Annotated in this window: 23 protein-coding genes and 1 tRNA gene; 6 read left to right on the top strand and 18 right to left on the bottom strand. The window is 36.0% G+C overall.

The genetic code is table 11. The annotated features are described in order from the left end of the window. Window positions 1-32: 32 nt before the first annotated feature. The 4 genes from ABMA78_RS06740 to ABMA78_RS06725 all read right to left on the bottom strand — a co-directional run bounded on the left by ABMA78_RS06740 (window position 33) and on the right by ABMA78_RS06725 (window position 4433). On the bottom strand, window positions 33-2219 hold the full coding sequence (locus tag ABMA78_RS06740) for a RelA/SpoT family protein (RefSeq protein WP_392858282.1): 2187 nt from the start codon (window positions 2217-2219) through the stop codon (window positions 33-35). Next, on the bottom strand, window positions 2219-2785 hold the full coding sequence (gmk, locus tag ABMA78_RS06735; RefSeq protein ID WP_392858280.1) for a guanylate kinase: 567 nt from the start codon (window positions 2783-2785) through the stop codon (window positions 2219-2221). The genes ABMA78_RS06740 and gmk overlap by 1 nt, the downstream gene beginning before the upstream one ends. A gap of 4 nt (window positions 2786-2789) precedes the next feature. Then, window positions 2790-3671: a YicC/YloC family endoribonuclease gene (locus tag ABMA78_RS06730; RefSeq protein WP_392858278.1), complete on the bottom strand. Its 882-nt coding sequence runs from the start codon at window positions 3669-3671 to the stop codon at window positions 2790-2792. Between the two features lie 105 nt (window positions 3672-3776). Further along, a complete protein-coding gene (locus ABMA78_RS06725) occupies window positions 3777-4433 on the bottom strand; it encodes a hypothetical protein (protein ID WP_392858275.1) in 657 nt (218 codons plus the stop codon). Window positions 4434-4634: 201 nt separating this feature from the next. Between ABMA78_RS06725 and ABMA78_RS06720 the strand changes: the two genes are divergently transcribed. Next, window positions 4635-5504 carry a flagellar basal body-associated FliL family protein gene (locus ABMA78_RS06720; protein WP_392858273.1) on the top strand — a complete coding sequence of 290 codons (870 nt, stop codon included), beginning with the start codon at window positions 4635-4637 and terminating at the stop codon, window positions 5502-5504. On the opposite strand, the gene ABMA78_RS06715 is transcribed toward ABMA78_RS06720, so the two are convergent. Beyond that, the gene (locus tag ABMA78_RS06715; protein WP_392858270.1) at window positions 5493-6734 is read right to left on the bottom strand and encodes a sigma 54-interacting transcriptional regulator; all 1242 of its coding nucleotides are present in this window, start codon (window positions 6732-6734) and stop codon (window positions 5493-5495) included. The two genes, ABMA78_RS06720 and ABMA78_RS06715, sit on opposite strands and share 12 nt — an antisense overlap. 53 nt (window positions 6735-6787) lie before the next feature. Here ABMA78_RS06715 and yihA point away from each other — a divergent pair, with 53 nt between their 5' ends. Further along, a complete protein-coding gene (gene yihA / locus ABMA78_RS06710) occupies window positions 6788-7465 on the top strand; it encodes a ribosome biogenesis GTP-binding protein YihA/YsxC (protein ID WP_392858268.1) in 678 nt (225 codons plus the stop codon). Window position 7466: 1 nt separating this feature from the next. Here the strand turns inward: yihA and ABMA78_RS06705 are convergent, their stop codons facing one another. After that, window positions 7467-7766, bottom strand: coding sequence for a hypothetical protein (locus ABMA78_RS06705; protein WP_392858265.1), 300 nt, complete (start codon window positions 7764-7766; stop codon window positions 7467-7469). A gap of 60 nt (window positions 7767-7826) precedes the next feature. Here ABMA78_RS06705 and ABMA78_RS06700 point away from each other — a divergent pair, with 60 nt between their 5' ends. Continuing rightward, window positions 7827-8747 (top strand): lysophospholipid acyltransferase family protein, encoded by a 921-nt coding sequence (locus ABMA78_RS06700; RefSeq protein ID WP_392858263.1) that lies wholly within the window; start codon window positions 7827-7829, stop codon window positions 8745-8747. Beyond that, window positions 8740-9684 carry an NAD-dependent epimerase/dehydratase family protein gene (locus ABMA78_RS06695; protein WP_392858261.1) on the top strand — a complete coding sequence of 315 codons (945 nt, stop codon included), beginning with the start codon at window positions 8740-8742 and terminating at the stop codon, window positions 9682-9684. Before ABMA78_RS06700 ends, ABMA78_RS06695 begins: the two co-directional genes overlap by 8 nt. A 9-nt stretch (window positions 9685-9693) precedes the next feature. On the opposite strand, the gene ABMA78_RS06690 is transcribed toward ABMA78_RS06695, so the two are convergent. Further along, window positions 9694-11598 carry an alkyl sulfatase dimerization domain-containing protein gene (locus tag ABMA78_RS06690; protein WP_392858258.1) on the bottom strand — a complete coding sequence of 635 codons (1905 nt, stop codon included), beginning with the start codon at window positions 11596-11598 and terminating at the stop codon, window positions 9694-9696. Between the two features lie 92 nt (window positions 11599-11690). Further along, complete coding sequence (locus tag ABMA78_RS06685) at window positions 11691-12830, bottom strand: hypothetical protein (RefSeq protein ID WP_392858256.1); 1140 nt, start codon at window positions 12828-12830, stop codon at window positions 11691-11693. A 203-nt stretch (window positions 12831-13033) separates the two neighbouring features. Between ABMA78_RS06685 and ABMA78_RS06680 the strand changes: the two genes are divergently transcribed. After that, window positions 13034-13119, top strand: a tRNA-Leu gene (locus tag ABMA78_RS06680). A 324-nt stretch (window positions 13120-13443) separates the two neighbouring features. Here the strand turns inward: ABMA78_RS06680 and ABMA78_RS06675 are convergent. From ABMA78_RS06675 to ABMA78_RS06665, 3 genes are all read right to left on the bottom strand, one after another. Next, window positions 13444-14058: a hypothetical protein gene (locus ABMA78_RS06675; protein ID WP_392858254.1), complete on the bottom strand. Its 615-nt coding sequence runs from the start codon at window positions 14056-14058 to the stop codon at window positions 13444-13446. Continuing rightward, entirely contained in the window at window positions 14043-15251 is a 1209-nt protein-coding gene (locus ABMA78_RS06670; protein ID WP_392858252.1) for an ImmA/IrrE family metallo-endopeptidase, read from the bottom strand. Before ABMA78_RS06670 ends, ABMA78_RS06675 begins: the two co-directional genes overlap by 16 nt. A 367-nt stretch (window positions 15252-15618) precedes the next feature. Further along, entirely contained in the window at window positions 15619-15846 is a 228-nt protein-coding gene (locus ABMA78_RS06665) for a hypothetical protein (RefSeq protein ID WP_392858249.1), read from the bottom strand. A gap of 625 nt (window positions 15847-16471) precedes the next feature. Here ABMA78_RS06665 and ABMA78_RS06660 point away from each other — a divergent pair. Next, entirely contained in the window at window positions 16472-17485 is a 1014-nt protein-coding gene (locus ABMA78_RS06660; RefSeq protein WP_392858247.1) for a hypothetical protein, read from the top strand. A gap of 211 nt (window positions 17486-17696) precedes the next feature. Here ABMA78_RS06660 and ABMA78_RS06655 read toward each other — a convergent pair whose 3' ends face one another. The 7 genes from ABMA78_RS06655 to ABMA78_RS06625 form a co-directional block, all read right to left on the bottom strand. After that, the gene (locus ABMA78_RS06655; RefSeq protein ID WP_392858245.1) at window positions 17697-18098 is read right to left on the bottom strand and encodes a hypothetical protein; all 402 of its coding nucleotides are present in this window, start codon (window positions 18096-18098) and stop codon (window positions 17697-17699) included. A gap of 118 nt (window positions 18099-18216) precedes the next feature. Continuing rightward, window positions 18217-20322 (bottom strand): hypothetical protein, encoded by a 2106-nt coding sequence (locus ABMA78_RS06650; RefSeq protein ID WP_392858243.1) that lies wholly within the window; start codon window positions 20320-20322, stop codon window positions 18217-18219. A gap of 148 nt (window positions 20323-20470) precedes the next feature. Next, complete coding sequence (locus ABMA78_RS06645; protein ID WP_392858240.1) at window positions 20471-21319, bottom strand: restriction endonuclease; 849 nt, start codon at window positions 21317-21319, stop codon at window positions 20471-20473. Next, window positions 21319-21879: an AAA family ATPase gene (locus ABMA78_RS06640; RefSeq protein ID WP_392858239.1), complete on the bottom strand. Its 561-nt coding sequence runs from the start codon at window positions 21877-21879 to the stop codon at window positions 21319-21321. Before ABMA78_RS06640 ends, ABMA78_RS06645 begins: the two co-directional genes overlap by 1 nt. Next, window positions 21879-23219 carry an MBL fold metallo-hydrolase RNA specificity domain-containing protein gene (locus ABMA78_RS06635; RefSeq protein WP_392858236.1) on the bottom strand — a complete coding sequence of 447 codons (1341 nt, stop codon included), beginning with the start codon at window positions 23217-23219 and terminating at the stop codon, window positions 21879-21881. The genes ABMA78_RS06640 and ABMA78_RS06635 overlap by 1 nt, the downstream gene beginning before the upstream one ends. 85 nt (window positions 23220-23304) lie before the next feature. After that, window positions 23305-24126 (bottom strand): S-formylglutathione hydrolase, encoded by an 822-nt coding sequence (gene fghA, locus ABMA78_RS06630; protein WP_392858235.1) that lies wholly within the window; start codon window positions 24124-24126, stop codon window positions 23305-23307. Between the two features lie 7 nt (window positions 24127-24133). Continuing rightward, complete coding sequence (locus ABMA78_RS06625) at window positions 24134-25249, bottom strand: S-(hydroxymethyl)glutathione dehydrogenase/class III alcohol dehydrogenase (RefSeq protein WP_392858233.1); 1116 nt, start codon at window positions 25247-25249, stop codon at window positions 24134-24136. Between the last annotated feature and the right edge of the window lie 35 nt (window positions 25250-25284).

Here is a 25284-nt window from a genome sequence, read left to right as displayed (position 1 = left end):
CAGGTCTTAGGACCTGCTTTTCTTTTAATATGCTAACCTCTAGTAACAGAGATCACGGAGTCTAGTGCTTCAAGTCCAGAAATCGTCTTAAGAAGTTCCGAATAATCCTTAACTTCAATTTCAAAAATTAAGCTACCCTTTCTATCTTGCGTTGACTTCGCCATCGCTGAGCGAATATTAACACCAAGATTTCCAATCTCTTTAGAGATCATTGAAAGAATACCTGGACGATCATGAGTAAGAACTCTGATATTTACTGGATGCTTGAATGTAAAATTCTCATTCCATTCAACGGCAATCTGTCTTCCAACATCGCCTACATCGTAGCGAGTACAGTCTGAACGATGAATTGTAATTCCACGTCCACGAGTAATATAACCAATAATCGGATCACCTGGAATTGGATTACAGCAACGGGCCATACGAACCATTAAGTCATCCATCCCATCAACGATTACAGCATTATCTTTATGGGCACGTTTCTTAGCCGTGCGAGAAATCGTTGAAGTAAGAGAGGAAATTTCTTTCTTCTTTGCATCATCAACTTTTTCATCTCTTAGGCCAGGAATACATTCGATAACCTTATCGACATGAAGTTTCCCAGCACCTACGTTATTGTAGATTTCACTATATGTTTTTACATTAGTTAGATTCTCTTTCGCATAATCAAGCTCATTACGCTTTAAAACTGCTTTTAAAGTCGTACCAAGAACCTTAAATGCCTTATCAAGAGTTTCCTTACCAACTTCAATATTGCGCTCTCTTTCGGCCTTAAGAAGCCATGACTTAATCTTGGCCTTTGCCTTAGAAGACTTAACAATATTAAGCCAATCTTTATTTGGTGTTTGAGTTTTAGAAGTTAGAATCTCAATTGTATCACCTGAGCGAAGAACGTACTTTAATGGTACCATTCTGCCATTTACTTTCGCACCAACACAACGATGTCCAATATCTGTGTGAACTCGATAGGCAAAGTCTAGCGGTGTTGAGTTATCTTGAAGTTCAAAAACATCTCCATTAGGAGTGAAAACAAAAACACCACCAACGTCTAAATCATTCTTAACATGAGACATGAATTCAGAACTATTATCAGTATCTTTATTGTACTCAAGAAGCTCTTGGACCCAATCGAGTTTTGTCTTACCAGAAGACATCCCTTCTTTATACTTCCAGTGGGCTGCAATCCCTCGTTCAGCAACTTCATGCATCTCTTGGGTACGAATCTGAATTTCAATTCTTTCTGCCTTAGGTCCAACAACAGTCGTGTGAAGAGACTGATAATTGTTAACCTTTGGAATCGCAATATAGTCTTTAAAACGGCCAGGAATTGGCGTGAATGCCGAGTGGATTACACCAAGGGCCTTATAACATTCAGTAATATTATTAACGATGATTCTAAACGCTAGGATATCGTGGATTTGTTCAAAATCAACACCACGTGAAACCATCTTCTTATAAATTGAATAAAAGTGTTTTGAACGCCCAGTAATGTCGGCCTTAACAGAGTATTCAAAAAGCTTTTCAGTTACCACCCCAATCGTGTCTCCAATATAGATTTCACGATCGCTCTTTTTCATCGCAACTTTTTCGGCCAAGCGATAGTAAACATCAGGGTGTAAGTAGCGAAGACAAATATCTTCGAGTTCAATTTTAACTGAGTTGATACCTAGTCTCGATGCTAGAGGAACATAGATATCAAGTGTTTCTTCCGCAATACGCTTTTGTTTTTCTTCGCGTACATACTGAAGAGTTTTCATATTGTGCATACGATCTGCAAGCTTAACAATAATAACTCGCAAGTCTTGCGCCATCGCAACAACCATCTTACGGAAGTTCTCCGCTTGTGATTGTTCCTTAGACTTAAATTTCATTTTAGAAATCTTAGTTAGGCCAACAACAATTTGAGCAATCTCAGTCGTAAATTCTTTTTCAATTTCCTCAGGAGTGACACTACAATCTTCAACAACATCGTGAAGAAGACCTGCAATAATCGTATCGAGATCCATATGAAGCTTTACAAGAGTTGCAGCAACATTCAGCGGGTGAATGATATACTTCTCTCCAGAGCTTCGCATCTGGCCCTCATGGGACTTTTCTGCAAAGAGATAAGCTTTTCTTAAAAGAGTGAAATCCGCGTCTGGATAATAAGTTTCGACACGTCGACAAAGTTCATCAATATTTAATTCGCGCTCATGGGCGAAATCGAGTTGCTGGTACATTACTTTCTTAAGATTCCTTCAAAAATATCTTTTAATTCAATATATGCCGTCTCAAGGTCATCATTAACCACAAGATAATCGTAATCATTCTTTCTTAGTAATTCGCGTTTTGCATTATCAAGACGAATATTTAAACTTTCATCTGTCTCTGTACCGCGGCCACGAAGCCTTTGCTCTAATGCTTCAACACTAGGTGGTGCAATAAAGATCACACGTGCTCGATCACCAAAGTATTCCTTAAATGAGTCAGTACCCTGAACATCAAGATCGAAAAGTAGATTATGCCCTTTGGCAATTTCACTCTCCACGAACTCTTTTGATGTACCGTAATAATTTCCGTGAACTTGTGCCCACTCTAAGAATGCATCTTGCTCTTTCATAGCAAGAAACTTTTCTTCCGTAATAAAGTTATAGTGCTGTCCATTTTCTTCACCTTCACGTGCCTTACGTGTTGTAAAAGAAACAGATTCCAAAAGATCGTGGAATTCATTTTTAATTCTCTTAATCAGAGTTGATTTCCCTGATCCAGATGGTGCAACAATAACTATAATTTTACCTTCACTCATAATACTACTCGAGGTTTAAACCTTGCTCTCGAATCTTTTCTAACTGAACCTTCATTTGAACAACGGCTTCAGAGATCTCTTGAAGAGTTGACTTCGATCCCGTTGTATTCGTTTCACGGTTAAGTTCTTGAATAAGAAAATCTATTTGACGGCCAACTTCTCCACCTTTTGTAAGGAGATCATTAAGTTTAGAAAGGTGAGCATTAATACGATTAATTTCTTCGTGAATATCCATCTTTTCTAAATAGAAGATTACCTCTTGCATAAAGCGAGGTTCATCTACTGGCATCGCCGTTTTATATTCATCAAATCGCTTCTCAAGCCTTTCCTTTACGGCCGCTTGGAATTCATCCGACTTATCATTTACAATATTAAAAAACTCTTCATAAGATTGCTGATGCTTTTTAATAACATCGACCATTTTCTGACCTTCAACCTTACGAGACTCTTTTAAATTTTCAATGGCACCCTTAAGGGCATCAATTGCAAATTTATTCATCTCATCAATTGAAGACTCATCGACTTCTTTCATAAATTCATTACGTAAAAAATCAGTTGGCTTAATATCAAGTTGAACATCATTCTTATCGGCCAGATGCTTCATCGAGCTGATAAAAGCGTTCACTTTTTCAGTATCAATATCATCAAAACGTGATTTCGTTTCTAGGCGTTTATAACTAACATTTATATCAAAGCTTCCGCGTTTGAAATTTTGTGAAATAAGATTTCTCATTTCAAGTTCAACACTATTGAATAGTGAAGACATTTTAAATCGAATATCTTTAAAACGATGATTTACAGTCTTGATCTCAACTGTAACTTGAAGGCTTTCACTACCTGCTTCGGCCTTACCAAAGCCAGTCATTGAATAAATATTTTTGGCCATTTCCTCTCCCAATGAATGACTTTTTTAACTCAAATACACAGCGATATCAACCGCTAGAAGTAATAATATTCGATATTTATTATACTTCCTTAACTATTGGCCAGACTACTCCAGAGACCAACCTTCTACCTTTCCTTGGCTAAAGTAGACATATTTACGGTCTCCATTTTCAAAGAAGGTCCATCGCTCATTTTCAAGGTGTGGATTACCTGCTGTGTCAACGCGATGAGGGTTTCCCCATCTATCAATTACATTCTTTTTATCCATTCCCAGAGCTATTTCGCGGTGGGCCTGAGCTCTTGGTGAATAGTGAAATATTGAAGCAGGTTTACGTGCCTCAAACTTTCTTTGTCTCTCGTACTGCACAAGAGTTTTTCCATATTGTTGCTGCTCGGCCCTAGTCAGAGTTAAGTAGTAGAGTTTTTGAGAGTCATTATCAAACATTCTCTCTTTGCGACGAAAAGCTTCACGATCTTCCGGGCGCATACTATCTAATTTTCCTTGAAGCTCCATTTTCAAGCGCTTTTCTTGCGACCAGACAGGATAATCTTCATCACTAGATGGCGTTCTTTTGAGCATTTCGTCCCTACTATATTTTACGTAGCTTGGGTCTCCACCAACCGTATCAAAGGCCTCTCCAGGGCTAAATAATGAGAATCCTTCATCTTCTTCTCCCATTACATCAAGAAACTGGCGATCTATCGAGATCGGCCCACATGAAATAATGGCAAAAAATGAAAGTAATGTTAATGCTCTAAGCATGTCTTCTCCTAAAGTAATTCTCCCCATCACCCCTTCTTTACGGTGTAATTATTGAGATTTCTTAAGAATCCATTCAGCTTCCCCCACATCCAGAAAAAACTTCCTAGCCTATTAAATTACTCAGGAATTTACTCCATATACTCAGGTATTTTGACCACTTGCCGATAAGCACTATAGAGATAGATTTGGGGATATTTCGTAATGATGAATAAATGGCTAAAAATTGAAAAATATTTAAATGGTTTGCTTACAAATCTGGCCAATTTCTTTACGGGAATCACACCTGACAAGATCAAGCATCTCTATCGTAATTTCTTGGCCACAATTACCGGCCTTATCAAAAAGATTTTATCTCTACCAGAGTTTCTGACTGGACCAGCGAGGAAATGGTTTAGGCTTAAGCTTGCTGCATTCGTCACATTTATGCTGGCAAAGAAGCAAAGTTTGGCCACTATTGGCGAGGCCATCAAAAACTTTAAGCTTTCCGGAGAAATTCCTCATATGGCATACAATGCAGCCAAGGGATTTTGGTCAAAGAATGTAGCGATGAAGCTTGCAGCAATCTCACCAGCAAAGGCCGTTGGTATAACTTGTACCCTAACAGTGTTTTCACTCACAGGGATTTCTGTTTATCAGAATATTCAGGAAATCTCAGATAAAACTTCTCCTAAGCAAGAAAGAAAAATCGCAAGTGCAGATGAACTTGAAAAAGCTAAATGGGGCCGTTCTCGTTACCGTCTTGCAAATAAGAGAACCATCTTTTTGAGAAACGTGGATGTTCCTATTTATATTAAGAATAGAGATGGAATGAAGTCTCTTCTTATCGATGTACTTCTAGAGACTAATAACCGCTACACAGCACAATATTTCTATAAACCAGAAAATGAGATTTTAATACGTGACCGTCTTAATGAGTCACTTCAAGCAGTTGTACCGAACTTTCCCCTTGAGCCTGAAGGTAAGAAGATCATCAAAGAGAAAGTACGCTACGAAGTCAACAAATTGATAGAGGACTTAAAAATCGACGGCCACGTTGAAAGAGTTTATATCGATTCAATTCTAAATGGTTAAAACAGTTCGAAGTGTCTGATTTGTAACTCCTAAGACCTTTGCTGAAGCTTTAATATTCTGATCACAATGATTATATATTTTTAGAAAGTAATGATACTTCATTTCTCGATAGGAATAAAAATGATGATCATCTTGAGATACCATTTCCATTTGATTTAGCTTCATGAGAGATTCATCGATTTCACAATAAGTCAGAAGATTAGTCTTCCCTTTCAAGTGCTTCTTTCTAAGGTGAGCATTGAGTTGTCTAATATTTCCAGGCCATGAATAATTTTGGTAAAACCTCTTTAGTTTCGGATGAATCGTAATACCATGTTTGAATTCATATGAGTTAAGCAGTTGATCTAAACGCTTCTCGCAATCACGTAAAGAATCAAGTCTGATCACTTCCTCTGAAGACACTCGAAAGAAAAAGTCGGCCCTCATCTGCCCTTGTTGGACAAGTTTTTCAAGAGGACGGCCAGAGGCAACGATAACCCTTGTCTTTATAAATTCAGCTTGATTTGATCCAACAGGATAAAAAAGTCCATCATCGAGAAATAAGAGCAGCTTAGCTTGTGTCTCTTTTGAAATAGAGTCAATTTCATCTAAGAATAATGTCCCTCCACTTGCAATTTTTAATGCTCCATCTTTATCACTTAAAGCACCTGTAAATGCCCCTTTCTTATGGCCAAATAATTCTGATTCTAAAATGTTTTGAGAATATGAACTCAAGTTTAAGTGCACAAAATTTCCACTGACTCCACTTTGTTCATGTAGACTTTTTGCTAAGTGCGTTTTCCCAGTACCAGTTTCCCCTTCAATTAATACGTTAAGCTTAGGGTGAACTCGGTAGTCAAGTTCAGCCTCCTGCTCAACATCATCACTTAAGCAACGAATACGGTTACGGCCAAAGGCCACTTCATCTCCTTTTCTCAAATAGGCATGAGATGAGAAAGTGCCATTAATTCTAAATGTCGCTCCATTTATTCCTGACAGACAGAATGTGTCACCAACATTAGTCTTAACAATTGATAGATTAAACTCGGCCTGTTCCTGTTCTGATAGTATTGGTAGAGTGATTCTAAGAGGCTCAACAATGAGGTCCTTTCCTGTTAAATCAATATGATAGGCCGTTCGATTCAATAAAATCCGACGTTTTGGGCCAAATAAAGGTGTAATTTCTATAGAATTTCCATGGACACAAAATGTGTCTTTTACAAGCTTGTCTAACTTTGGTACTTCTAGCATATATAACTCCTTAGAATTTAAGCAAAATCGTTGATAAACGGAAGAGAAGTAAAATGGAATATAAAATTGCCAAAGGGACAACTCAATTCAAATACGGAATGACAGACGTTAACCAATTAATCGAATGGTTAAACGCAGAGAAGCCAATTGGTGTAAGTTTCATTGGGCGCTCAAATGCCGGGAAATCATCAACAATTAACTCTTTATTTGGTAAGAGCACAGCTGTTACTTCTAAGACTCCAGGGCGTACACGCCAAGTTAATATCTTTTCTTTTCAATTAGAAAAAGAAGGTAAGATTGTAGATAATATTCCACCGTTTTACCTATTTGACCTTCCAGGATATGGACACGCAAAAGTATCAAAAGAGATCCATGCTCATTGGGCAAATCTAATGGATGAGTTCTTTAGAAATTGCGGGGAACAAAACCTAATGCTTAACCTTCAAGATGCTCGTCACCCTAACCAAAAGGCCGACCTAGTTTTTAGAGACTACCTAAGTCCATTTGGTCATGAAGCATTTTTATTATTTAATAAGCTTGATAAACTTAAGACACAAAAAGATAGAGCGGCTTTAAATAAGTTAAAACCAGCAATCTTTAAAGAGCACAAGTGGGTAACTCAGATTCACTTTATTTCGGCACTGAAAGGACAAGGTGTTCCTCAACTAGAAAATGCCATCATTAATTATCTGTTATTACAATATGAGCTAGCAAATACTCAACGAGACTAAACTACTCTTTTGAGCATTTGGACTTAATATTAGAGACATCTTCTTCCATGAGGTGAAGTTGATCTTCATATTCCTTAATTTCTTTTAAGAGCTCATCAACCCTTGGGTTTTCCCACTCAAGAATCCCAGACTTTAAGTGCTTAGCTGCCAGTTGTCCCAACTCTTGATACTTCTCATTTAACAAAGTATTTGTATGGGATGCCGTAAGCATCTTCTTTCCAATAACAGTTGCCTTTGATAGTTCCTGAGAGCACTCATCAACTATTTTCTTAAGCTTGGTTTTCCATTCCTCTTTTTGCATAATTCACTCTTTCAGATAGAATAAATAATAGATCGTCCCCTATTTTACAAAAAGATAAGTATGATTTCATTAGATTTTTTAGCAAAAAAATTTTCTTCTTTTGAACAGGTTCTTGAAAGCAAGCTTGCAAGTTACAAGGACATGCTAACTAATGAAGAAAAAGATAATCTTGAAAAAACTTATCAAAGTCTATTGGAACTATATGGACAAAGTGAAGATCCATGGGGACTTAGTATACCTAAAGCACGTAAAAGTTTTGAGATACTCTACACCATTTATCGCCACTACTTTAAGGTGCGTCTTTTTGGAAAAGAGAATATCAAAGATGAACAATATATGGTCATTTCAAACCACTCCGGTCAAATTGCCATTGATGGCCTAATGATAGGATGTGCCTTTGCATTCGAAAATGAACCACCACGAGTTCTTAGGCCAATGGTCGAACGCTTCTTTACCGCCCTACCATTTATCAATAAGTGGTCTTCAGAATGTGGTGCAGTTCTTGGTGATCGCGACAATTGCCTAAATCTTTTAAAGCGCGGGGAATCTCTTCTCATCTTTCCAGAAGGAGTTAGAGGTGTTTCAAAAAGCACAAGTAACTATTATAACGTCCAAGAATTCACACCAGGCTTCTTTCGCATGGCCCTCAAAAGTGGAGTAAAGATTCTTCCTGTTGCCGTGGTCGGAGCTGAAGAAATCTTTCCTTATGTCTATCAGGCAAGTTCTGTTGCGAAGTTTTTAAAATTACCAGCTCTTCCAATAAGTGCTAATTACTTTCCACTACCGTCTCCCATTGATATTCACGTAGGAAAACCAATTGAATTACCAACGGATATCAATTCAGACAGTGAAGACAGCTTAATCAATCCACATATTCGTGAAATAGAGCGAGTTATCCAATCAATGCTTAATGAAGGAAGAAAGACTCGTAGGCCATGGGCCTTTACAAAGAAAGTGACAAAGGAAGAGGCCGATGAATAGCAAACGTTCAATCCTGATCATCGGTGCTTCAGGTGGTCTTTCAAATATTCTCTGTGGGCTACTAGCAAAGAGAATTCCTGATGCGAGGATTATTGGAATTGATTCAAGAAGAATGAAGAATGAAGTAGATTTTGAAAATTTCACTTTTCATCGTATGCGCTATACTCGCAGAAATTTTGAAAAACTATTTCGTGAAAATAGGTTTGAAACAATTTATCAGATCGGTAGAATAACTCCACCAGGAGGAAGTGCCGAAGAACGCTTAAGTTTTAGTCTTATCAACACAAGTAAGGTCTTAGAACTTGCTGAGAAGTATTCTATAAAGAAATTCATTATGCTTAGTACCTTCCATGTCTACGGTGCCCAAGCTGACAACCCAGTCTTTATTAATGAAGACTATCCTTTAAAAGTTAGTATCAAGCATCCAGAACTTCGAGATGTGACAGAAGTCGATGCTCTTTGTACGAACTGGATGTGGAAAAACAGAGAAAATATTGAAACCGTTGTTCTTAGGCCATGTAATATCATTGGGCCACAAATTGATAATACGATATCAAGATACCTTACCTCTAATATGACTCCAGTACCTATCGATTTCAATCCAATGATGCAATTCATTCATGAATATGACATGGCAAATATTTTATTTCAATCTCTCGACAAGCTACCTACAGGTGTCTACAACGTTGCCCCTAGTGAGACAATCTCTCTTCAAGAGGCAAAGAAGATAACTGGCACTAGAGACTTTCCATTTCCTGTTTTTACCTTGGAAGTTCTATCGAAAGCGATTCGAAAGATTTGGCCATTCCCTAGCTACTTCATCGATTTTGTTATGTACTCATGTGTTATCGATAATTCAAAAATAAACCAATTTATCCCTGAGGATATTTATCAATATGACAGCAGAAAAACCCTTTCGCTAATACGAAAGGGCTAAGCATATTTTTTATTCCTCTTCACTTGCAAGAGTTCTTTCTTTTACTGTATTTAAAGCTGGATCGTTATCCCAATCATATATAACATCGAAATTAGAAAAGGCTTCAACAACTTCTTCTCTTGTCCCCTTCTCAATTCCTATATCAGCGGAAGCAATAAAGTCATCGACTGTACCGAGATTATTATACAGCTTTGTAAATGTATCTTTATTCATATGAACTTCCAGATCTTTCATCTTATCAATTTTTCTTCTATCACTTACAAAGTCGACTACTGCATTTCTAATATGTAGGCCGTATTTTTCACCATAGCCAAGATTAATGGCAATGAATTTATCTGTCCCTTGCGCTCGACCTGGGTTAATTCTAATACGATAATTATTCACAAATGAACTAGCATTACCTCTTACTTGATTAAATGTAGCTGGAGCATTCTTAATAATTGCAACCTTTCCTTCTGCAGCTCTGGCTTGGCTTAATGCCCAACTTCGAGCAGTTGTTGCAAGGCTTCGATAACCAATTTGTTTTAAACAATTTGCTTTAATTTGATTATTGTCACTACTCTTATTTACGCGAACTAAGTAATTCGCAAGCTGACAAGACCACTGGTAGTCACCATCTTTATAAGCATAATCTGCAAGGGACTTGACTCTAGTTTCCCCTCCCATAGCAAGAACGATCCTCTTCGCTTCATCATCAGGGTGAAGACGGTAGAGAGTTGTTGCATCACGATTAAATTGTCCAAAGATGGCATTATAAATTCGTGGTGGCATTGAAGAAATTGGACCATAATTTTCAATCAATGTTGGTTCTGTTTTTAGGTAGTCTGGAATTGTCACAAAGTATCTTAGCTCATCTGGCCCCATGCCCAGAGAAATTCCTTTTAACGTTTGATCTAAAACAAAAGAAAGCCCGTCTTGATAATTTTGTAAGCGTTGTGCAATCCTATCGCTTCCTTTTATACTCGTAGAGTGTGTACTCATTAGGATTTCAGGTTTTAGCTTTTTAATAAACTCAACAGACCTTTTCCAATCTTCAGGGTTTCGATACTTTCCGCCACGAAGACTATAAATATTTGGGAACCATCCCCACATGACATTATTGAGAACGGCCTTCTTAGAAGGTATATGTACTAAAACTTGATTAGAAGTATCTGTCCCAATATCTTTCGTATAAAATGTCATTCCAATGCCTGCTATCGTTAACTTTTGACCATTTCTCACAGGTGTGTTTACTGGAACAAAACCATTATTATCGGGGATGATCGTATTCTTAAATCGCGCATCGTCTCCCTTATCTGGTAAATAAAGATTGAATTGCTCAACTGACCTGGCCATCAGCACTCCACCAACTTCAGGATGAAGGGCCTCAACACCACCAGAAACGGCCATAACTCTATTCGTATTTGGGTGGCCAATAATCTTGATATTTCGATTCCCTCGTCGCCTTTCTTGATCAACAAAGAGCTTGGCACCAAGGCTATAATGCTCATGAGAATAGACGATTGCCCTAACAGGAAGTCTTGTTACCTTTCTCATTTCGTTATAGAAAACATTAGCATCGTGCTCATTATCACCAGTGTCGTACACAATCACACCATCTTTACCAATTATAAAATGTGAGTTAACAATGCTGTCACTCCCAATAGTGAAGAGTCCGCTTCCTAAGTTAACGGTTGTTAATTTATCATAGGAGCCACGCTTTTCACTTTTCTGTGCTAAATTCCAATAATTCATCGTCTCGCTATCAACAAGTGCACCATTATCAAGTTTTGATAACTTCTTATCTTTGGCCTTCATCATAGGATTATCGTGGATGAGGGTATTTACACTTAGGGCACTTCCCATAAAGGATGTTCCTCTTCCCACAAAAAATGAGATTGCACACAGAATAAAAACGAGAAATCCAACTTTCATAATTCTTCCTTTGTAGAGTTTCTTCAATGAGTCTTTCGACATCTAACAAAGAAAGAAGAACCTAAGTTCAGTTAACAAAAGTAAAATGAAGTTTACTCGAATGGTTGACCAAGAATAACAATAACAAGGCAAAGGACGGCCATTAATAATGAGAAAGTAAATTTTTTCTTATTCAATCGGTAGTTAATTAAACAGCTACTTATACATTGGAATAGGTAATAAAGAGCAAAGGCCTTTGAAGCAAAAGAAATGATTTTGAAAATATCGAATAGCCAGACAAGAATTGTTCCGACACAGGCTATGAAAAGGTATGCATTTTTCGATTTAATCTTTCCACTTGAAATCTCTGCAAAAAGACCTCCACCTCCTCCCATATCCGCAATGGCAGCACTTAACTGACTTGCCATTGCAGCTGCAAATAAGAATGTAGGAGCTAGTACAAATACAAATTGACCAATATCAATGACAGATGTTTCTGAAATCACTCCGCTTAAAGGGTGTGACTTAAAAACAGGAATAAATAAGGCAATAAGTAGCATATATATTGCACTACTAATCAATTGAGCGTACCTCATGCTTTTTACTCTCAATTCTCGATTATACTTCTCAGAAAGGTATCGACTTGTTTCAAATCCTTGCACCATAATGAGAAGTCCTAGACTTACAGCTAGAGAATGATAGTTAAAATTGCTAATATCTTTTGACTCAATCGGATGACTACCGAATTGATAAGCAACGAGTCCCATCAAAAATGTCACAATAATAGAAAGCTTTACATTAACAGAAACACTCTCCAGTTTTTCTAGTGATGATAAGCCATGCTGGTGTCCAAAGAATGCGATGGCCATGATAACAACTGTTACAACACCTTTTTCAACAATAGCGCTGTGATCACCAGTCATCCTTAAAAAGAATGATGAAAATAAATAGAGATAGTATGTGATCGATAAGATATAAGCAAAGGCCAGAACCCAGTCACTAATTCTTTCGTTAAATCGAACCTTATCATATGTATGGTTTTTAAAATCACTTTTTAAGAGAACAGGCTCTACATCATTAATATTCCAGCGAATGACTTCCCCTATCCCAAATGAGGCAAGGCAGAGAATGGCCATCAAGACAGGAGCGTAGACACCGCTTAGCTCATTTAAGAGTGGTGCAGAAATAAGAAAACCACTGCCAATAATGGAGGCCAAGGGAGTCATGGTTGCTGTCCATGTAGAATTAGTCATTACTTTCTTCGTAAAAAGGAGAAAGAGAATAACTGATACAATAAAAAGATAGGTCAAAGACTGCACTTCCATATATGTCCTCATTAATAGAAATAGTTTATAAGTTTAAATACGAAAAAGAATAAACTACGCGTCATATTTATTGGTAATTATTAACAATTGACTGATTTCCATGAAATGAATAGACTTATTCTATTCTCAGTGGCCCGGTGGTGGAATGGTAGACACAGCGGATTCAAAATCCGCCGGTAGCAATACTGTGCGAGTTCAAGTCTCGCCCGGGCCACCATCTCAAATTTCACTATATATTTTTACGAACGATAAAGGTCTACGATTTCACTGGCGCTAACGCTTGTAAAACCTCCACGAGATAGTAAACTCCAATGCTTCAAAACCCTTCGGCTTTTGCCGCACTGTAGATGCCCGGGCCCTCATTAAATACTTAAAATCATTTATAAACTTATCATTAGTTACAAAAATGAAATTCTCTTCAAGGAAGGCTCACTTTGATCCTAGAGACTAGTAATATTTTAACACCAGTATTGAGTATTTTATTTTCAATTTAATCTTTTTTGTTTTTGGCCACGATTAAACTATAAAGTCTTTTGAAAATCTATTTTTTAGAAGTTGGGATAGTGAAACCTTTTGATGTGAAGTCTGCTTTTTTTATATTCATTACATACTCGCCAGCCTTTCCCCAATCTTTTAGTAAATTCTGAACTTCAAGCTTTGCTAACTTCCCTTCAGTATAAGCACATAAAACTAAATCTTCAGCCGTATATATCTTTTTATCTTTGTGTTCTGACATGTCAGGAAGATTCAGAGCTGCATCACTCAAATCAGCTAGAGCATATTCATTTGTAATTAAATCACATTTATTAACAATCGCTAGGTATAAGATTTTTTGATCTTCATCTGAAGTACCAACCTTCCCGTTATTTTCATGTACAATTTTTTCAGCATCTGCAAATTCCCACCTTTGATAACATGAAAACTCATGCTCATCGTATTCAAGATCGTAGTAATAATGACAATCTCTCAAGAACTCCAATTGCTTTTTAATTTTAACTTTGTCTGGATTATCTAAATGAACCAAAACTTCCTTATATACGACATCCTCGAAGAGTGAAACTGCTCCTATTGAAATAAAATCATCCTCAAAGAATTTATCCTCGAGGAAAGCAAGTTTAATAGCTGAGTTTGTATCTGAAACTAAAAGCTTTGCCATGGGCCGTCCTTGAACCTCTCCAACTCTTCTTCCGAAAATTCATTTTCCGAAATCCACATTTTACATAGAACATCCGCACTAGAGATATCAATTCCAAACCCTTCAGCTAATAGACGTGTTGAAGCTCTCCCCTCAAGAAAGGCACACTTTAACTGAATAAAGAAATCATAAAATTGAGTTTTTGATGAATCATTCAAAGCTTTTTTCCAAAAGCTAGAAGTAGTTTCATCATTTGTAGGATTAAAATAATATGAAAGTTTAACTGAATTCTTTTTCTTATTGTGACTGACAGCGTATAGATAATTTTTAACACTTTTATCGATCATTTTGTGCTGATCGAGCGCTAAAATGAGACCTTCAAAGCTACAACCTAAAATGCTAACAATTTGCTCAGCATATCCAACAATCTTAGGAGCAGGAGAAGCAAAGAACTTCTTTAAATCTTCACTATTTTCTTCAAAAAAACGCGAAGGAGTTAAAACTTCATTTGCTACATCATTACAATACTTTTCTAAATCATCATCATGACTATTGTTTAAGTCATGCCCTGAAAAAATATGTGCTAATTCATGAATTAAATCATATAGACTATCAATGAGTTCATTTGAAGTATCTAGAAAAATAATCCACTTACCATCAAAAGGGACAGATGCAGCTCTAACTTTTCTAGAACCACACTCATCATTAATCCCTAACGAATCAAATGGGTAAAAGTATGTATAAACTCCAAAATCCTTTAGAGTGGAAACTAAATCATCAAAAAGAACTTTTCTCTTACCTAATTCAAGAGTTAATCTTATTTCTTTTGCTAACTCTTTTGCCTCTAAGTCTACAAACTTTGGTAAGTGTTTTTTTACATTTGGAATCGTTGTAATTTTGAGAAAAATATTTGCTAAGCTTCTAACTTTTTCTTTTTTCTCTTCTTCAACCTCAACTCTTCTCTCTCTTCTAAAAAAGATTGGAAGTGGTTTAATTCCCATTAAAAAGTCAAAATCCTTACGATTCAGATCAAAGTATTTTCCGATTCGAACTAGATACTCTCTACTAATTGATTCTTCATTTATGTAGTCATACATAGTCTGCTTAGAAACATCGATAATTTTAGAGAATTCAGGTACACTAAGTTTTTTGTCACTTAGAAGAGACTTAAAAAACTCTGAATTGAATGTTAATTTTCTAGATGTCCTTGCCATTTCATTCTCCAAAAACCTATAAACCATTTACAACAGTAAGCCCTATAGGTCAATAAATTATACCATACGCCTTACTATTTTCGGAAATACAATATGTTAACTTGAACTTTTTTCACTCTTTCTTAGAAATTAGCCTTACTTTCATGACTCATTAAGAATAACTTATTGATTTTTGCAACATATTTTAACCATCGTACTCAAGTAACTTCTAGGACGTTTTACATGCAAGATACCCAGGATATTTGTGAGAGTTAGGGGCTCCTATCGTTTAAGACAGCCCTCGTAGCAAAAGTACCGAAGCGATTAGGTCTTGACTTCATAGGGGTTAAACTGTTTTGTATCAGTTGTATCTATTTAGCTATAGGTGTTAACAGTTGGCTTTGCATTGTTCGATTTGCTCTTTAAGTGCATTTAGTTTTTCTTCAAACCACTTCCTCAAAGTCTTATAATTTACTTCAGCAAAATCCCACATTTCAAAGGTAATAATGAAATCCAAAAATTGTTTTTGATTCTGAGTTACTTTCGATTCTGGATTATCATACAAGTGCGTATTCATTAAGTTCGCAATTAAACGATCTTTCGTCCTAGAAATCATCCCATCTCCTCGAAACTTCTACTTCAACTTAGAAATAAGCTTCTCTACTCCTTTTTGGTCTTCGCTCTATGTAGTTTTCTTTGCTTGATTGTAGGGGCAATGTAAACCCCCTTGTAATCACACCTCAAATTTCACTATATATTTTACGAACGATAAAGCTCTACGATTTTACTGGCGCTAAGCTTGTAAAACCTCCATGAGATAGTAAACTCCTATACTTCAAAACCCTTCGACCTTTGCCGCACTGTAGATGCCCGGGCCATCATAAAAATAGCGTAGCGATTCTGTAGGGTCTTTTTTATTGTTGCGTGGGTAATAGTTCTTTAACTCAACTCGATTTTAGGTACAGGATTCAGCGCATGTCAGCAAAAGCAGGTGCCAAAACTGGTCAAGTCTCACGCAAAATACTTAATGAAGAATTATAATAGTCACCCTATGCACTAGATCAATCTTTATAAATTGTGACCAACTATCTTAAGAATTCCCATAATAGTGAAAAAATTTGATAACTATTTTTTTGACTAAATATTGCTGTAGATTATATGAGTAGTCAGTCTTTTAAAAATGACCCAAGGTACAAATGAGGAAATTTAAACATAATTCTATATTCAACACAAGGAAACTCATGCAATTAACTCTTCTTGTTGCATTCATATTTTGTATTATCATTATGGCTTTTTTTGCTTTTATGGTTATAAAAAATGACTTTAGCTTTAAAATTTTAGATATTTATAAAACTGCAATAGTTGCTCTATTAGTTTCAAGCTTCTTCATTTTTAAAACGATCTGGCTTGACGAGGATTCGAATAACTTCAATAAGGACTTCTCAATTCTTTTCATCCATGAACCAAATGGAAATATTTTGCCATTATGGCCTTTATTTAAGAAAACTCCAACATTAATATCTGAAGAAGAAGCAGGAAGCTATATTAGCTATAATAATAGCTTAATCAAATGGATTAACGAAAATCCGGATCTAAAAAATATTGATGATAAAGAAATTCAAATACAGTATTTTTATGACTTTGAAGCATTTTTATATAGAAAACTATCATATGATTTTAAATATGGTTGGACTATAGATGACAGTCGTAAGGTTATTAGTCCAGTAGGAGGCTTCACCGGTAGTATTGGATACACAACTCCTACAGACTTTATAGAGAAGATATTTTTAAAGGAAAAAGTTATTCCTGCAGATGCAAATCCTTTCATCACGAACGATAAAGATAAGTACTTTCAGCTTGCCATCCCAAAGGGAACTAATGTCTCATATCATAAAAAAGATAAATCATTGGGTGGATCCATAAGATTCACACATGATCGCTTTACTTTCAAAATAACTTATTCAATGTTTGATCAATTCAATTTACATGGAATCAGAAACAGTATACCTGAGTATTTTTTTAAAAATTTGTTAAATTCACTTGGTTTTCCAATCAGTAATGAACAAGATGCTTCTAAAGTAAGGTTTAGAACTTTTCATTTATATACAGAGTTCAAACAGAACCCTTTATACCGCTTTTCAGAAAAATCAGAGTTTGATGCCTTATTTGCTAAAAATATAGTTGATCACTTTTACAAGAGGTACTCTTGGAAAGAGATGTCTAAAAGGATAGAGCAAGCATTATCCTCTTTTTAATCTTATCAAGGGTAGAATATCTCAATTTTTACACTGATTACATTGATGATTAACGGTTTTAAACAAAATCTCCTTAAAATTGTTTTAAATAAAAAATCTATTACTTGCATTCCTATAAGTAACCTCAAGATAATTTTTGTTACTTACCGAATACCTAAAAAAGAGAATTTAAAGTTCACAGATAACAATTCTATGCAAAGCCAAGTCAAACTTACATCAAATCATCAAATGTAATAGTCCACTTGTATGGATTAAACCCACAAGAAGAACCAGTAATTGTCGCTTTTGAAACTTGTGTAAATGAGTTGATCATTACCGAAGGAACTTCCACGCGATCAAAAAGATATACTAGACCAGTCGCTTCACTATCCTCTAAAAGATAAGTCATATAGCCTGCATTTAAGCTCCATACAGCTGGATTGTATCCTTTAATACTATCAATAATATTAAATTCAACCTTAGTACATGGGCCACTTACTTGAAGCTCAACTTTATATTGGTTAGCAAGATTAACGACAAGTTGAGTTTCTTCATTAGTTAAATTCTTTGTTACAGACTTTGCCATAACATTTACTGATACTAGTGAAATTAGAGCTATGATCATTGATTTCATCAATTATCTCCTGATTTAAGTTTTTAAAATATTTGTGACTTATAGCATGCGAGAATACTTAAACAAGACAATATAAATAAAATACATATAAAAAAGGCCAGCTAATGCTGGCCCCTAATTATCTTGAAATTGTTGAAAGGTTTGAACATTTATGGACTTTATAGAATTTTTGAAGCCCAACTGTTTTGTCACGATTATTAATGATTTCCATCATAATCTGACCAAGTCGATCTCCTCTTAATCCCTTTTGCCCAAATTTATTATCAAGGTAGTCCTGCGCTTCTTCTAGCGTAAGACTTTTCCCATAAAATTCAATATTACGAACAACGCCTTCTGCTTCTGTAAGAGAGTACTTCTTTCCTTCGACTTCAACATCTTCACGCCCAAGCTCTCTTTGCATTGCAATCTTCTTTAGGTAGTTTCTTGCTGTGATAATACGACGAGCAAGGATGGCAGAATCATTATGTGACTTAATTCTCTTTCTATCAGCATTGTCTGCATCACCAAAGATATCGTTATTTGTTGCAATGAAGTCATAACCAAGCTCAGAAAGCTTTTGAGCATAAACCCAAATCTCTCTCGTTGTCTGTACATCAACACAAGCATTTAATTGTGCATCTTCACCAAGATCTGCTGAGTCACCAGAATTAGTGATTTCGTAATTCTTTTCTAGGTCTTTATACTTTTGATTAAAGTTTTTATTTTGCTCTTCTGAAAGACTTCTCATCTTATCTAAGAACTCACGTCCATACTTTCCATAAACGTGATTGCGAACAACATCGAGAGACTTAATAATTTCTCTAAGGTCACCATCTTTTGAATCCACAGAAGAATATTCTTTCTTTGCGATAATAGCAGCTAAACGATTATCAACTTCTGCAATTGCATTATAAGCGTCAGTAATTCCCTTTTCTCTCTTTTTAAGATCATCACTCTTTAGAAGTTCTTTATACTCTTTAACTGAGATACTTTCTTCACCAAGTGAAATCATATAAGTATCATCGAAGTTATCACGGGCCTTTTTTCTCTTTTCTTCAATATTGTTTAGAACACGATTAAATGAGCTGGCCATATCTGTAAGGAACTGCTGATTGAAATCCTTTACACTTAACTCCATTAACTCCATTGCATTGTCTAGCTTACTTAGCTTCTGCTTAAATAACATATTTAAGAAACGATCCGCACCTTGAGATTCTGCGATATATTCATCTAAGTACTCTTCTAGTAGTGGTTTAGAGTAAGCAAGCTCTCCAAGGATTTCAGCTTGTTGATATGTAGCTGATTTCCCCGGCTTATCAGAAAGAGGACTTTTCATTTTTTCATATAGACCAGCAATTAGCTTCTCAACATCAGCATCAACTTTAGCAACTTCAGCTTCCTTGATCTTTTCGAACTCGACTTCAACACTGTCTTTAGCTTTCTTCAGTGACTCTAGCTCTTTCTTCACTTGAGCAACAAGAGCCTTTGATATTTCTTTGTCTGTATAGTGTCTATCAGTATCAATATCAAAAACCTCAAGTGCTTTTACTTGGTTTCTAACATCATAGTATGCACAATTAAGTTTAACGAAAGTATTGATATCTTCTTCGTTTTCAAACTGGAAACGGTCATTAAAAATATTATTCACAAATCTTAGAATTGAAGCGACTGCTAAACCACCATAAGCAACTGTTACACCAGATGGAGAATAGAGACCGAATTGTGAAAATGTCTGGATAACATCAGCAGAACGCTCTAGGAAAGAAGTACGATCAAGGCTTGAACACTTATTATTTGAAAAGAGTGTGTTTACTCCATTCATAACCTGCATTAGAGGAATACCATTGATATCAACTTCATCAGCAGAAGGAATCACATCAACTGTTTCTTTCCCCTGTTCTTCTTTTAACTTATTTAATTCCTCTTCAAGTTCATTTGAACTATTAAGCACTTGCTCAATTAAGGATTCGTTTCCATCAAAACAATCGTCTTTGAAAACTGTAACAATTGCCTTTAGACTACTTAAGGCCTCTTCATAAGAGCGCGTATTATTTAAAGGACAAAATTCTGGACGAGTAAGCGGAAGCTTATTGCGAGTAACAATATCCTTAATATCTCCACCAAGCTTAGAATCGAGCTTGCTATACTTTAAGGTTTTTACATAATTCTCAAAATCACCGGCCGTCGCACTAACTGATGTGACCAGTAAAAGTGACGACAGAAATGTAGACATTACTCTTTTCATAATTATCTTCCTCCAAAATTACGCATAGCGCGATTATGCCAGTTTTATGAACGATAATTAGAAAATAAGAGTTATGCTGTAATTATTACTAAAGATAAACAGCTGAAATTGCGTACTTTCAAGTACTTAACTGAGTTAAATAAGAGGTTTACTCTTTGCTCATTAGAACTTTAACTTCCTTGAGAACCTTTCGGATTTCGCTATCATTTAAGTTCAATGCCTTCAGGCACGCCCTATTAATATGCTTAATAATAACAATTCCCTTGTCCAATAATTGCTTTTTTTCTCGTGCTCTAAGAGTAGACAAGACCGTAATAGGATAAATTCGATAGCGCTGGATTAAATGACAGAATGTATTCTTCTTTGGGTAATTCATTGAAAAGAGAAGTAGGTCTACACCCTTAGCATACTTAATTGCATCTTCTGAGAATTGTGTATTTGAGATTAGAGCATATTTAAAATTCAAATCAGGATTGGCTTCTTTAATATCTAAGTAGCGGGCATGTACATAAAGAGGTATCTTCACATCATTTTTATAATATTTTCGATTATGAAATTTACATTCACAGTAAATATCACCGTCAGGCCTAGTTGCAACAACATCAACCTCATGGCTAACAAACTTACCTTTCTTAATAACAGAAACTTTTGTTTTATAACCTTTCGATTTTAACATCTCAGCACAAAGTATTTCAAAAGGATAACCTGTAGGCCCTAATTTATAGATGGCCCTTTTGATATTATAATTAGCTGCATCTAATTTAGACCTCTTCCTCAGAGCTCGATAAGTCTTCTGGTGGATGGCATTAGTTGTTGAAAATGGGTCTAACTCTTCTGAGATCTTCTTAACAATTTCTTGAGTAGCTTCTTCAGAAACCCCGGCCGCCTCTAAGCTTTTCTTAAACTTTTTCTTATCAAATTCTTCAAAAGTACGATTCACCTTTTGAACGATAAATTTTAATTTCTTAGCTTTCTTGCTCTTTTTCGTGCTTTTCATTATTTAACAACTGTTTTCAAAATCTCAACACCACTTATGATTTTATCCATAAATGACTTTTTGCTATCAACAAAGTAAAAGTTCGGATGAACAGACCAAATCTCTTTTAGCTTATGATCTAATTCAATTGCCTGACGATTCGTTTCACTACGATAGATATTATTACTCGTAATATCGCCACCAGAGTTTGCACCAGTTTCAAAAAAGATAACGGCGTCATAACGATTTAGTTCGTGATCATAAGTTGAATTGATTTTATCAAAGAATGATCCACATTCATCTGGCCAATAGGCCATTCCATCGAGGGTTCCACGGTCACAGAGTAAAATCTTATCTGGATTCTGTTTCTCATATATTGATTCTAGATTCACTTGATAGTCATAGATCATCTTTTGAATATCTTTTACAACTTCAGGTCTCTTATCTCTAGCAACACCACTTTGAAAAACAGAAGTTGCAGCTTCAGGAACAACAACAATATTTTCTACTAACTCTCTTTTAAAAAGATCAAGCGCTGTAGTTTTTCCTCCACCAGGACCACCAGTAACAACAATTTTCATTATTCCCCCAAAATATAATCGATACCATCTTCAACATTGATGGCCTCAAATCCTAAGCTCTCTTGAATAGTCTTTACAAAGTTTTCGACAACAGGCTCTTCACCGTGATTAACAAAAACTTTCTTTAAACTAGTTCCTGAGTTTTTAATATAATCTAATAATTCATCGCGATCGGCATGGGCCGAAACAGATTCCAGTTTTTCAATATGTGCTCTAACATTCATCGTGTGACCTAAGAGGTAAATCTCTCTTTCATCATCCACAAGTTTACGCCCAATAGTTCCCTCTCCTTGAAAGCCAGTGATGAGAACAGTGTTATTTTCATGTTTTGCGTACATATCCATATATTTTAAAATTTTACCACCGCTAATCATTCCGGAAGAACTGATTAAAACAAATGGCTTTTTCGCACGTGCTAGTTTCTTTGAATCACTACTGTATTCAACAAAACGAACCTTTTTCATGGCATCGATAAAGCGCTTTGAATCAACCTTTAATTTCTCGGCTTCTTGCATATATAACCTAGTTACTCGCACCCCCATCGGTGTATCGAGATAGATAGGAATTTCAATTTCAGGATATTTTTCAAAAAGCTCAAATAGCTCATAGATAATGACTTGCGTTCGGGCCACTGCAAAGGCAGGGACCAAAAGCACACCTTGTGTCGAGATGATTCTTTTAATATGTTTTTTTAGTACCGATTGCGTATCTACTTTCTTATGAAGACGATCTCCATAAGTCGATTCAATAACGAGATAGTCAGCTTCTGTTTCCTTATTTGGTGGCAGGTGAATCAAATCATCCTTACGTCCAACATCACCAGAAAAACAAATCTTAGAATCACCATTATCAAAAGTAATACTAGTGGCCCCTAAGATATGGCCGGCCTCTTCAAAGATATAGCGAAAGTCTTCACCTAGCCATTTGCCTTGCTCAACCACTCTAAAGTGAGTCATGGTTTTATCGACATCATCTAAATCATAAAGAATTTCACTTATTTTCTTTTCTTTGAAATCATTTTCTTGAATATTAGCTGAATCCCTTAGAATTATTTCAACAATCTTCTTCGTCACTTCTGTACAATATATCTTTCCCCTGAATCCATTTTTTACTAATACAGGAAGATAACCAGAGTGATCATAGTGAGCATGAGTAAGGAAGATCGAATCAACTTCCGTAATATCGAAATCAGGAAGTTTACTATTTAATTTATTAGAGTCTTTTCCACCTTGAAACATTCCACTATCAATAAGAATATTCTTACGATTAATTGTTAGGAAGGTTTTAGAACCAGTGACAGTAGATGTCGCGCCATAGAATCTTAGTTTCATTTTATCCATGAGGATAATTATATCGACAATTCACTCAAATTCATAACTAAAGTAAACAAAAAAGGGCCCACAGGCCCTCTCTTAAACAAATATCTTAAGAAATTAAGTGTTTTAGATGATCTTCGATAAAAGAAGCGATGAAGTAGTAACTATGATCATAACCTTCACGGTAATTAACAACTAATTCCTGATTAAAATCAGCACAAACATTCTCGAAATTCTTAGTTTTTAACTGTTCTTCAAAGAATTCGTCAGCAAGGCCCTGTTCTATTAAGATCTTTTTAGAGTGAGTTTTCCCACTTCTAATTAGTTCACAAGCATCGTATTGTTTCCAATCCTCTTTATTATCTCCGAGATAGCCTGTAAAAGCTTTCTCTCCCCAAGGAACTTGAGTAGGATTAACAATTGGAGAAAATGCAGAGATAGCATGAAATAACTCTGGGTTATTTAGGCCTATAACAAGTGCTCCATGTCCTCCCATTGAGTGTCCAGTAATAGAAAATTTCACATCACCAAAAGAATCTTTAAGCATTGGTATAAATTCACTTACGATATATTCATACATCTTATAATGATCTTTATAACCTTCTGTCGTTGCATTGAGATAGAAGCCTGCACCTGAGCCAAAGTCGTAACTATCGTGTTCACCTGGTAGGTCAAGTCCACGAGGAGAAGTATCTGGACAAACAATCATTGTCTTACTATCAGCAAGATAGGCTTGTGCTCCAGCTTTTGTAATAAAGTTTTCTTCCGTACATGTTAGACCTGATAACCAGATAATTATAGTTTCAATTTTATCACTAGAAGGCTTGAAGTATGAAAACTTCATCTCTGTCTTTGTTATATTTGAAGTGTGAAGACAAAAGGCCGTCTCCCCACCAAATGATTTATGTGATTTCAATTTTTCAAATTTCATATTAATCCTACATTGTGTAATCAATTACCGTTCTAATTGCCTTTCCTTCGTGCATTAGATCAAATGCCTTATTGATCTCTTCTAATGGTAACTTAAATGTTACAAGATCATCTAGGTTAATTTCACCAGACATATAACGATCAACATAACCAGGAAGCTCTGTTCTTCCCTTTACGCCACCAAAGGCACTACCACGCCAAACACGTCCAGTTACTAGTTGGAATGGACGAGTACTGATCTCTTGTCCAGCTCCGGCAACACCAATAATAATTGATTCGCCCCAACCTTTATGACAACACTCAAGGGCCGATCTCATTAAATTAACATTACCAACACATTCGAATGAGTAATCAACTCCACCGTCTGTTAATTCAACAATAACTTCTTGAATCGGCTTATCGTAATTTTTTGGATTAATGAAATCTGTTGCACCAAATTTCATGGCCATTTCTTTCTTGTCGTCATTAATATCAATAGCAATGATTCTGCCAGCTTTGGCCATCTTTGCACCTTGAAGAACTGATAGACCAATTCCTCCCATACCAAAAACTGCAATAGTTGCACCTTCTTCTACTTTGGCAGTGTTGAAAACAGCACCAATACCAGTTGTAACACCACAACCGAGAAGACATACTTTATCAAGAGGAGCTTCTTTACTTACTTTTGCAAGAGAGACTTCAGCAACAACTGTGTACTCGGCAAAAGTAGAAGTTCCCATATAGTGATGAATCATTTTTCCATCTTTAGAGAAGCGACTTGTCCCATCTGGCATAAGTCCTCTACCTTGAGTTTCACGAACAGATGAACATAGATTTGTCTTTCCAGACTTACACATCTTACACTCACCACATTCAGCAGTGTATAAAGGGATAACGTGATCACCGACTTCCACACTTGTTACACCTTCACCTACTTCAACAACAACACCGCCACCTTCGTGACCGAGGATAACTGGGAATAAACCTTCAGGATCGGCCCCCGAAAGAGTAAATGCATCAGTATGACATACACCAGTAGCATGCATCTTAACTAGAACTTCACCTTTCTTTGGTCCCTCTAGATCGACTTCTTCAATTTTAAGTGGCTCATTTGGTCCCCAAGCAACAGCTGCTTTTACTTTCATATTTAGTACCTCCGGTATTTGTTAATTAATTGATC

The organism is Halobacteriovorax sp. RZ-2 (assembly GCF_043196685.1).
Taxonomy (GTDB): Bacteria; Bdellovibrionota; Bacteriovoracia; order Bacteriovoracales; family Bacteriovoracaceae; genus Halobacteriovorax_A.
The sequence above is the reverse complement of the archived record's forward strand: the minus strand, read 5'-3'. Positions and strand labels throughout refer to the sequence as shown.

Bases quoted from the DNA above. Each gene is read 5' to 3' on its own strand.
- ABMA78_RS06740 (WP_392858282.1), bottom strand. From the start codon at position 2,219: ATGTACCAGCAACTCGATTTCGCCCATGAGCGCGAATTAAATATTGAT.
- gmk (WP_392858280.1), bottom strand. From the start codon at position 2,785: ATGAGTGAAGGTAAAATTATAGTTATTGTTGCACCATCTGGATCAGGG.
- ABMA78_RS06730 (WP_392858278.1), bottom strand. From the start codon at position 3,671: ATGGCCAAAAATATTTATTCAATGACTGGCTTTGGTAAGGCCGAAGCA.
- ABMA78_RS06725 (WP_392858275.1), bottom strand. From the start codon at position 4,433: ATGCTTAGAGCATTAACATTACTTTCATTTTTTGCCATTATTTCATGT.
- ABMA78_RS06720 (WP_392858273.1), top strand. From the start codon at position 4,635: ATGATGAATAAATGGCTAAAAATTGAAAAATATTTAAATGGTTTGCTT.
- ABMA78_RS06715 (WP_392858270.1), bottom strand. From the start codon at position 6,734: ATGCTAGAAGTACCAAAGTTAGACAAGCTTGTAAAAGACACATTTTGT.
- yihA (WP_392858268.1), top strand. From the start codon at position 6,788: ATGGAATATAAAATTGCCAAAGGGACAACTCAATTCAAATACGGAATG.
- ABMA78_RS06705 (WP_392858265.1), bottom strand. From the start codon at position 7,766: ATGCAAAAAGAGGAATGGAAAACCAAGCTTAAGAAAATAGTTGATGAG.
- ABMA78_RS06700 (WP_392858263.1), top strand. From the start codon at position 7,827: ATGATTTCATTAGATTTTTTAGCAAAAAAATTTTCTTCTTTTGAACAG.
- ABMA78_RS06695 (WP_392858261.1), top strand. From the start codon at position 8,740: ATGAATAGCAAACGTTCAATCCTGATCATCGGTGCTTCAGGTGGTCTT.
- ABMA78_RS06690 (WP_392858258.1), bottom strand. From the start codon at position 11,598: ATGAAAGTTGGATTTCTCGTTTTTATTCTGTGTGCAATCTCATTTTTT.
- ABMA78_RS06685 (WP_392858256.1), bottom strand. From the start codon at position 12,830: ATGACTAATTCTACATGGACAGCAACCATGACTCCCTTGGCCTCCATT.
- ABMA78_RS06675 (WP_392858254.1), bottom strand. From the start codon at position 14,058: ATGGCAAAGCTTTTAGTTTCAGATACAAACTCAGCTATTAAACTTGCT.
- ABMA78_RS06670 (WP_392858252.1), bottom strand. From the start codon at position 15,251: ATGGCAAGGACATCTAGAAAATTAACATTCAATTCAGAGTTTTTTAAG.
- ABMA78_RS06665 (WP_392858249.1), bottom strand. From the start codon at position 15,846: ATGATTTCTAGGACGAAAGATCGTTTAATTGCGAACTTAATGAATACG.
- ABMA78_RS06660 (WP_392858247.1), top strand. From the start codon at position 16,472: ATGCAATTAACTCTTCTTGTTGCATTCATATTTTGTATTATCATTATG.
- ABMA78_RS06655 (WP_392858245.1), bottom strand. From the start codon at position 18,098: ATGAAATCAATGATCATAGCTCTAATTTCACTAGTATCAGTAAATGTT.
- ABMA78_RS06650 (WP_392858243.1), bottom strand. From the start codon at position 20,322: ATGAAAAGAGTAATGTCTACATTTCTGTCGTCACTTTTACTGGTCACA.
- ABMA78_RS06645 (WP_392858240.1), bottom strand. From the start codon at position 21,319: ATGAAAAGCACGAAAAAGAGCAAGAAAGCTAAGAAATTAAAATTTATC.
- ABMA78_RS06640 (WP_392858239.1), bottom strand. From the start codon at position 21,879: ATGAAAATTGTTGTTACTGGTGGTCCTGGTGGAGGAAAAACTACAGCG.
- ABMA78_RS06635 (WP_392858236.1), bottom strand. From the start codon at position 23,219: ATGGATAAAATGAAACTAAGATTCTATGGCGCGACATCTACTGTCACT.
- fghA (WP_392858235.1), bottom strand. From the start codon at position 24,126: ATGAAATTTGAAAAATTGAAATCACATAAATCATTTGGTGGGGAGACG.
- ABMA78_RS06625 (WP_392858233.1), bottom strand. From the start codon at position 25,249: ATGAAAGTAAAAGCAGCTGTTGCTTGGGGACCAAATGAGCCACTTAAA.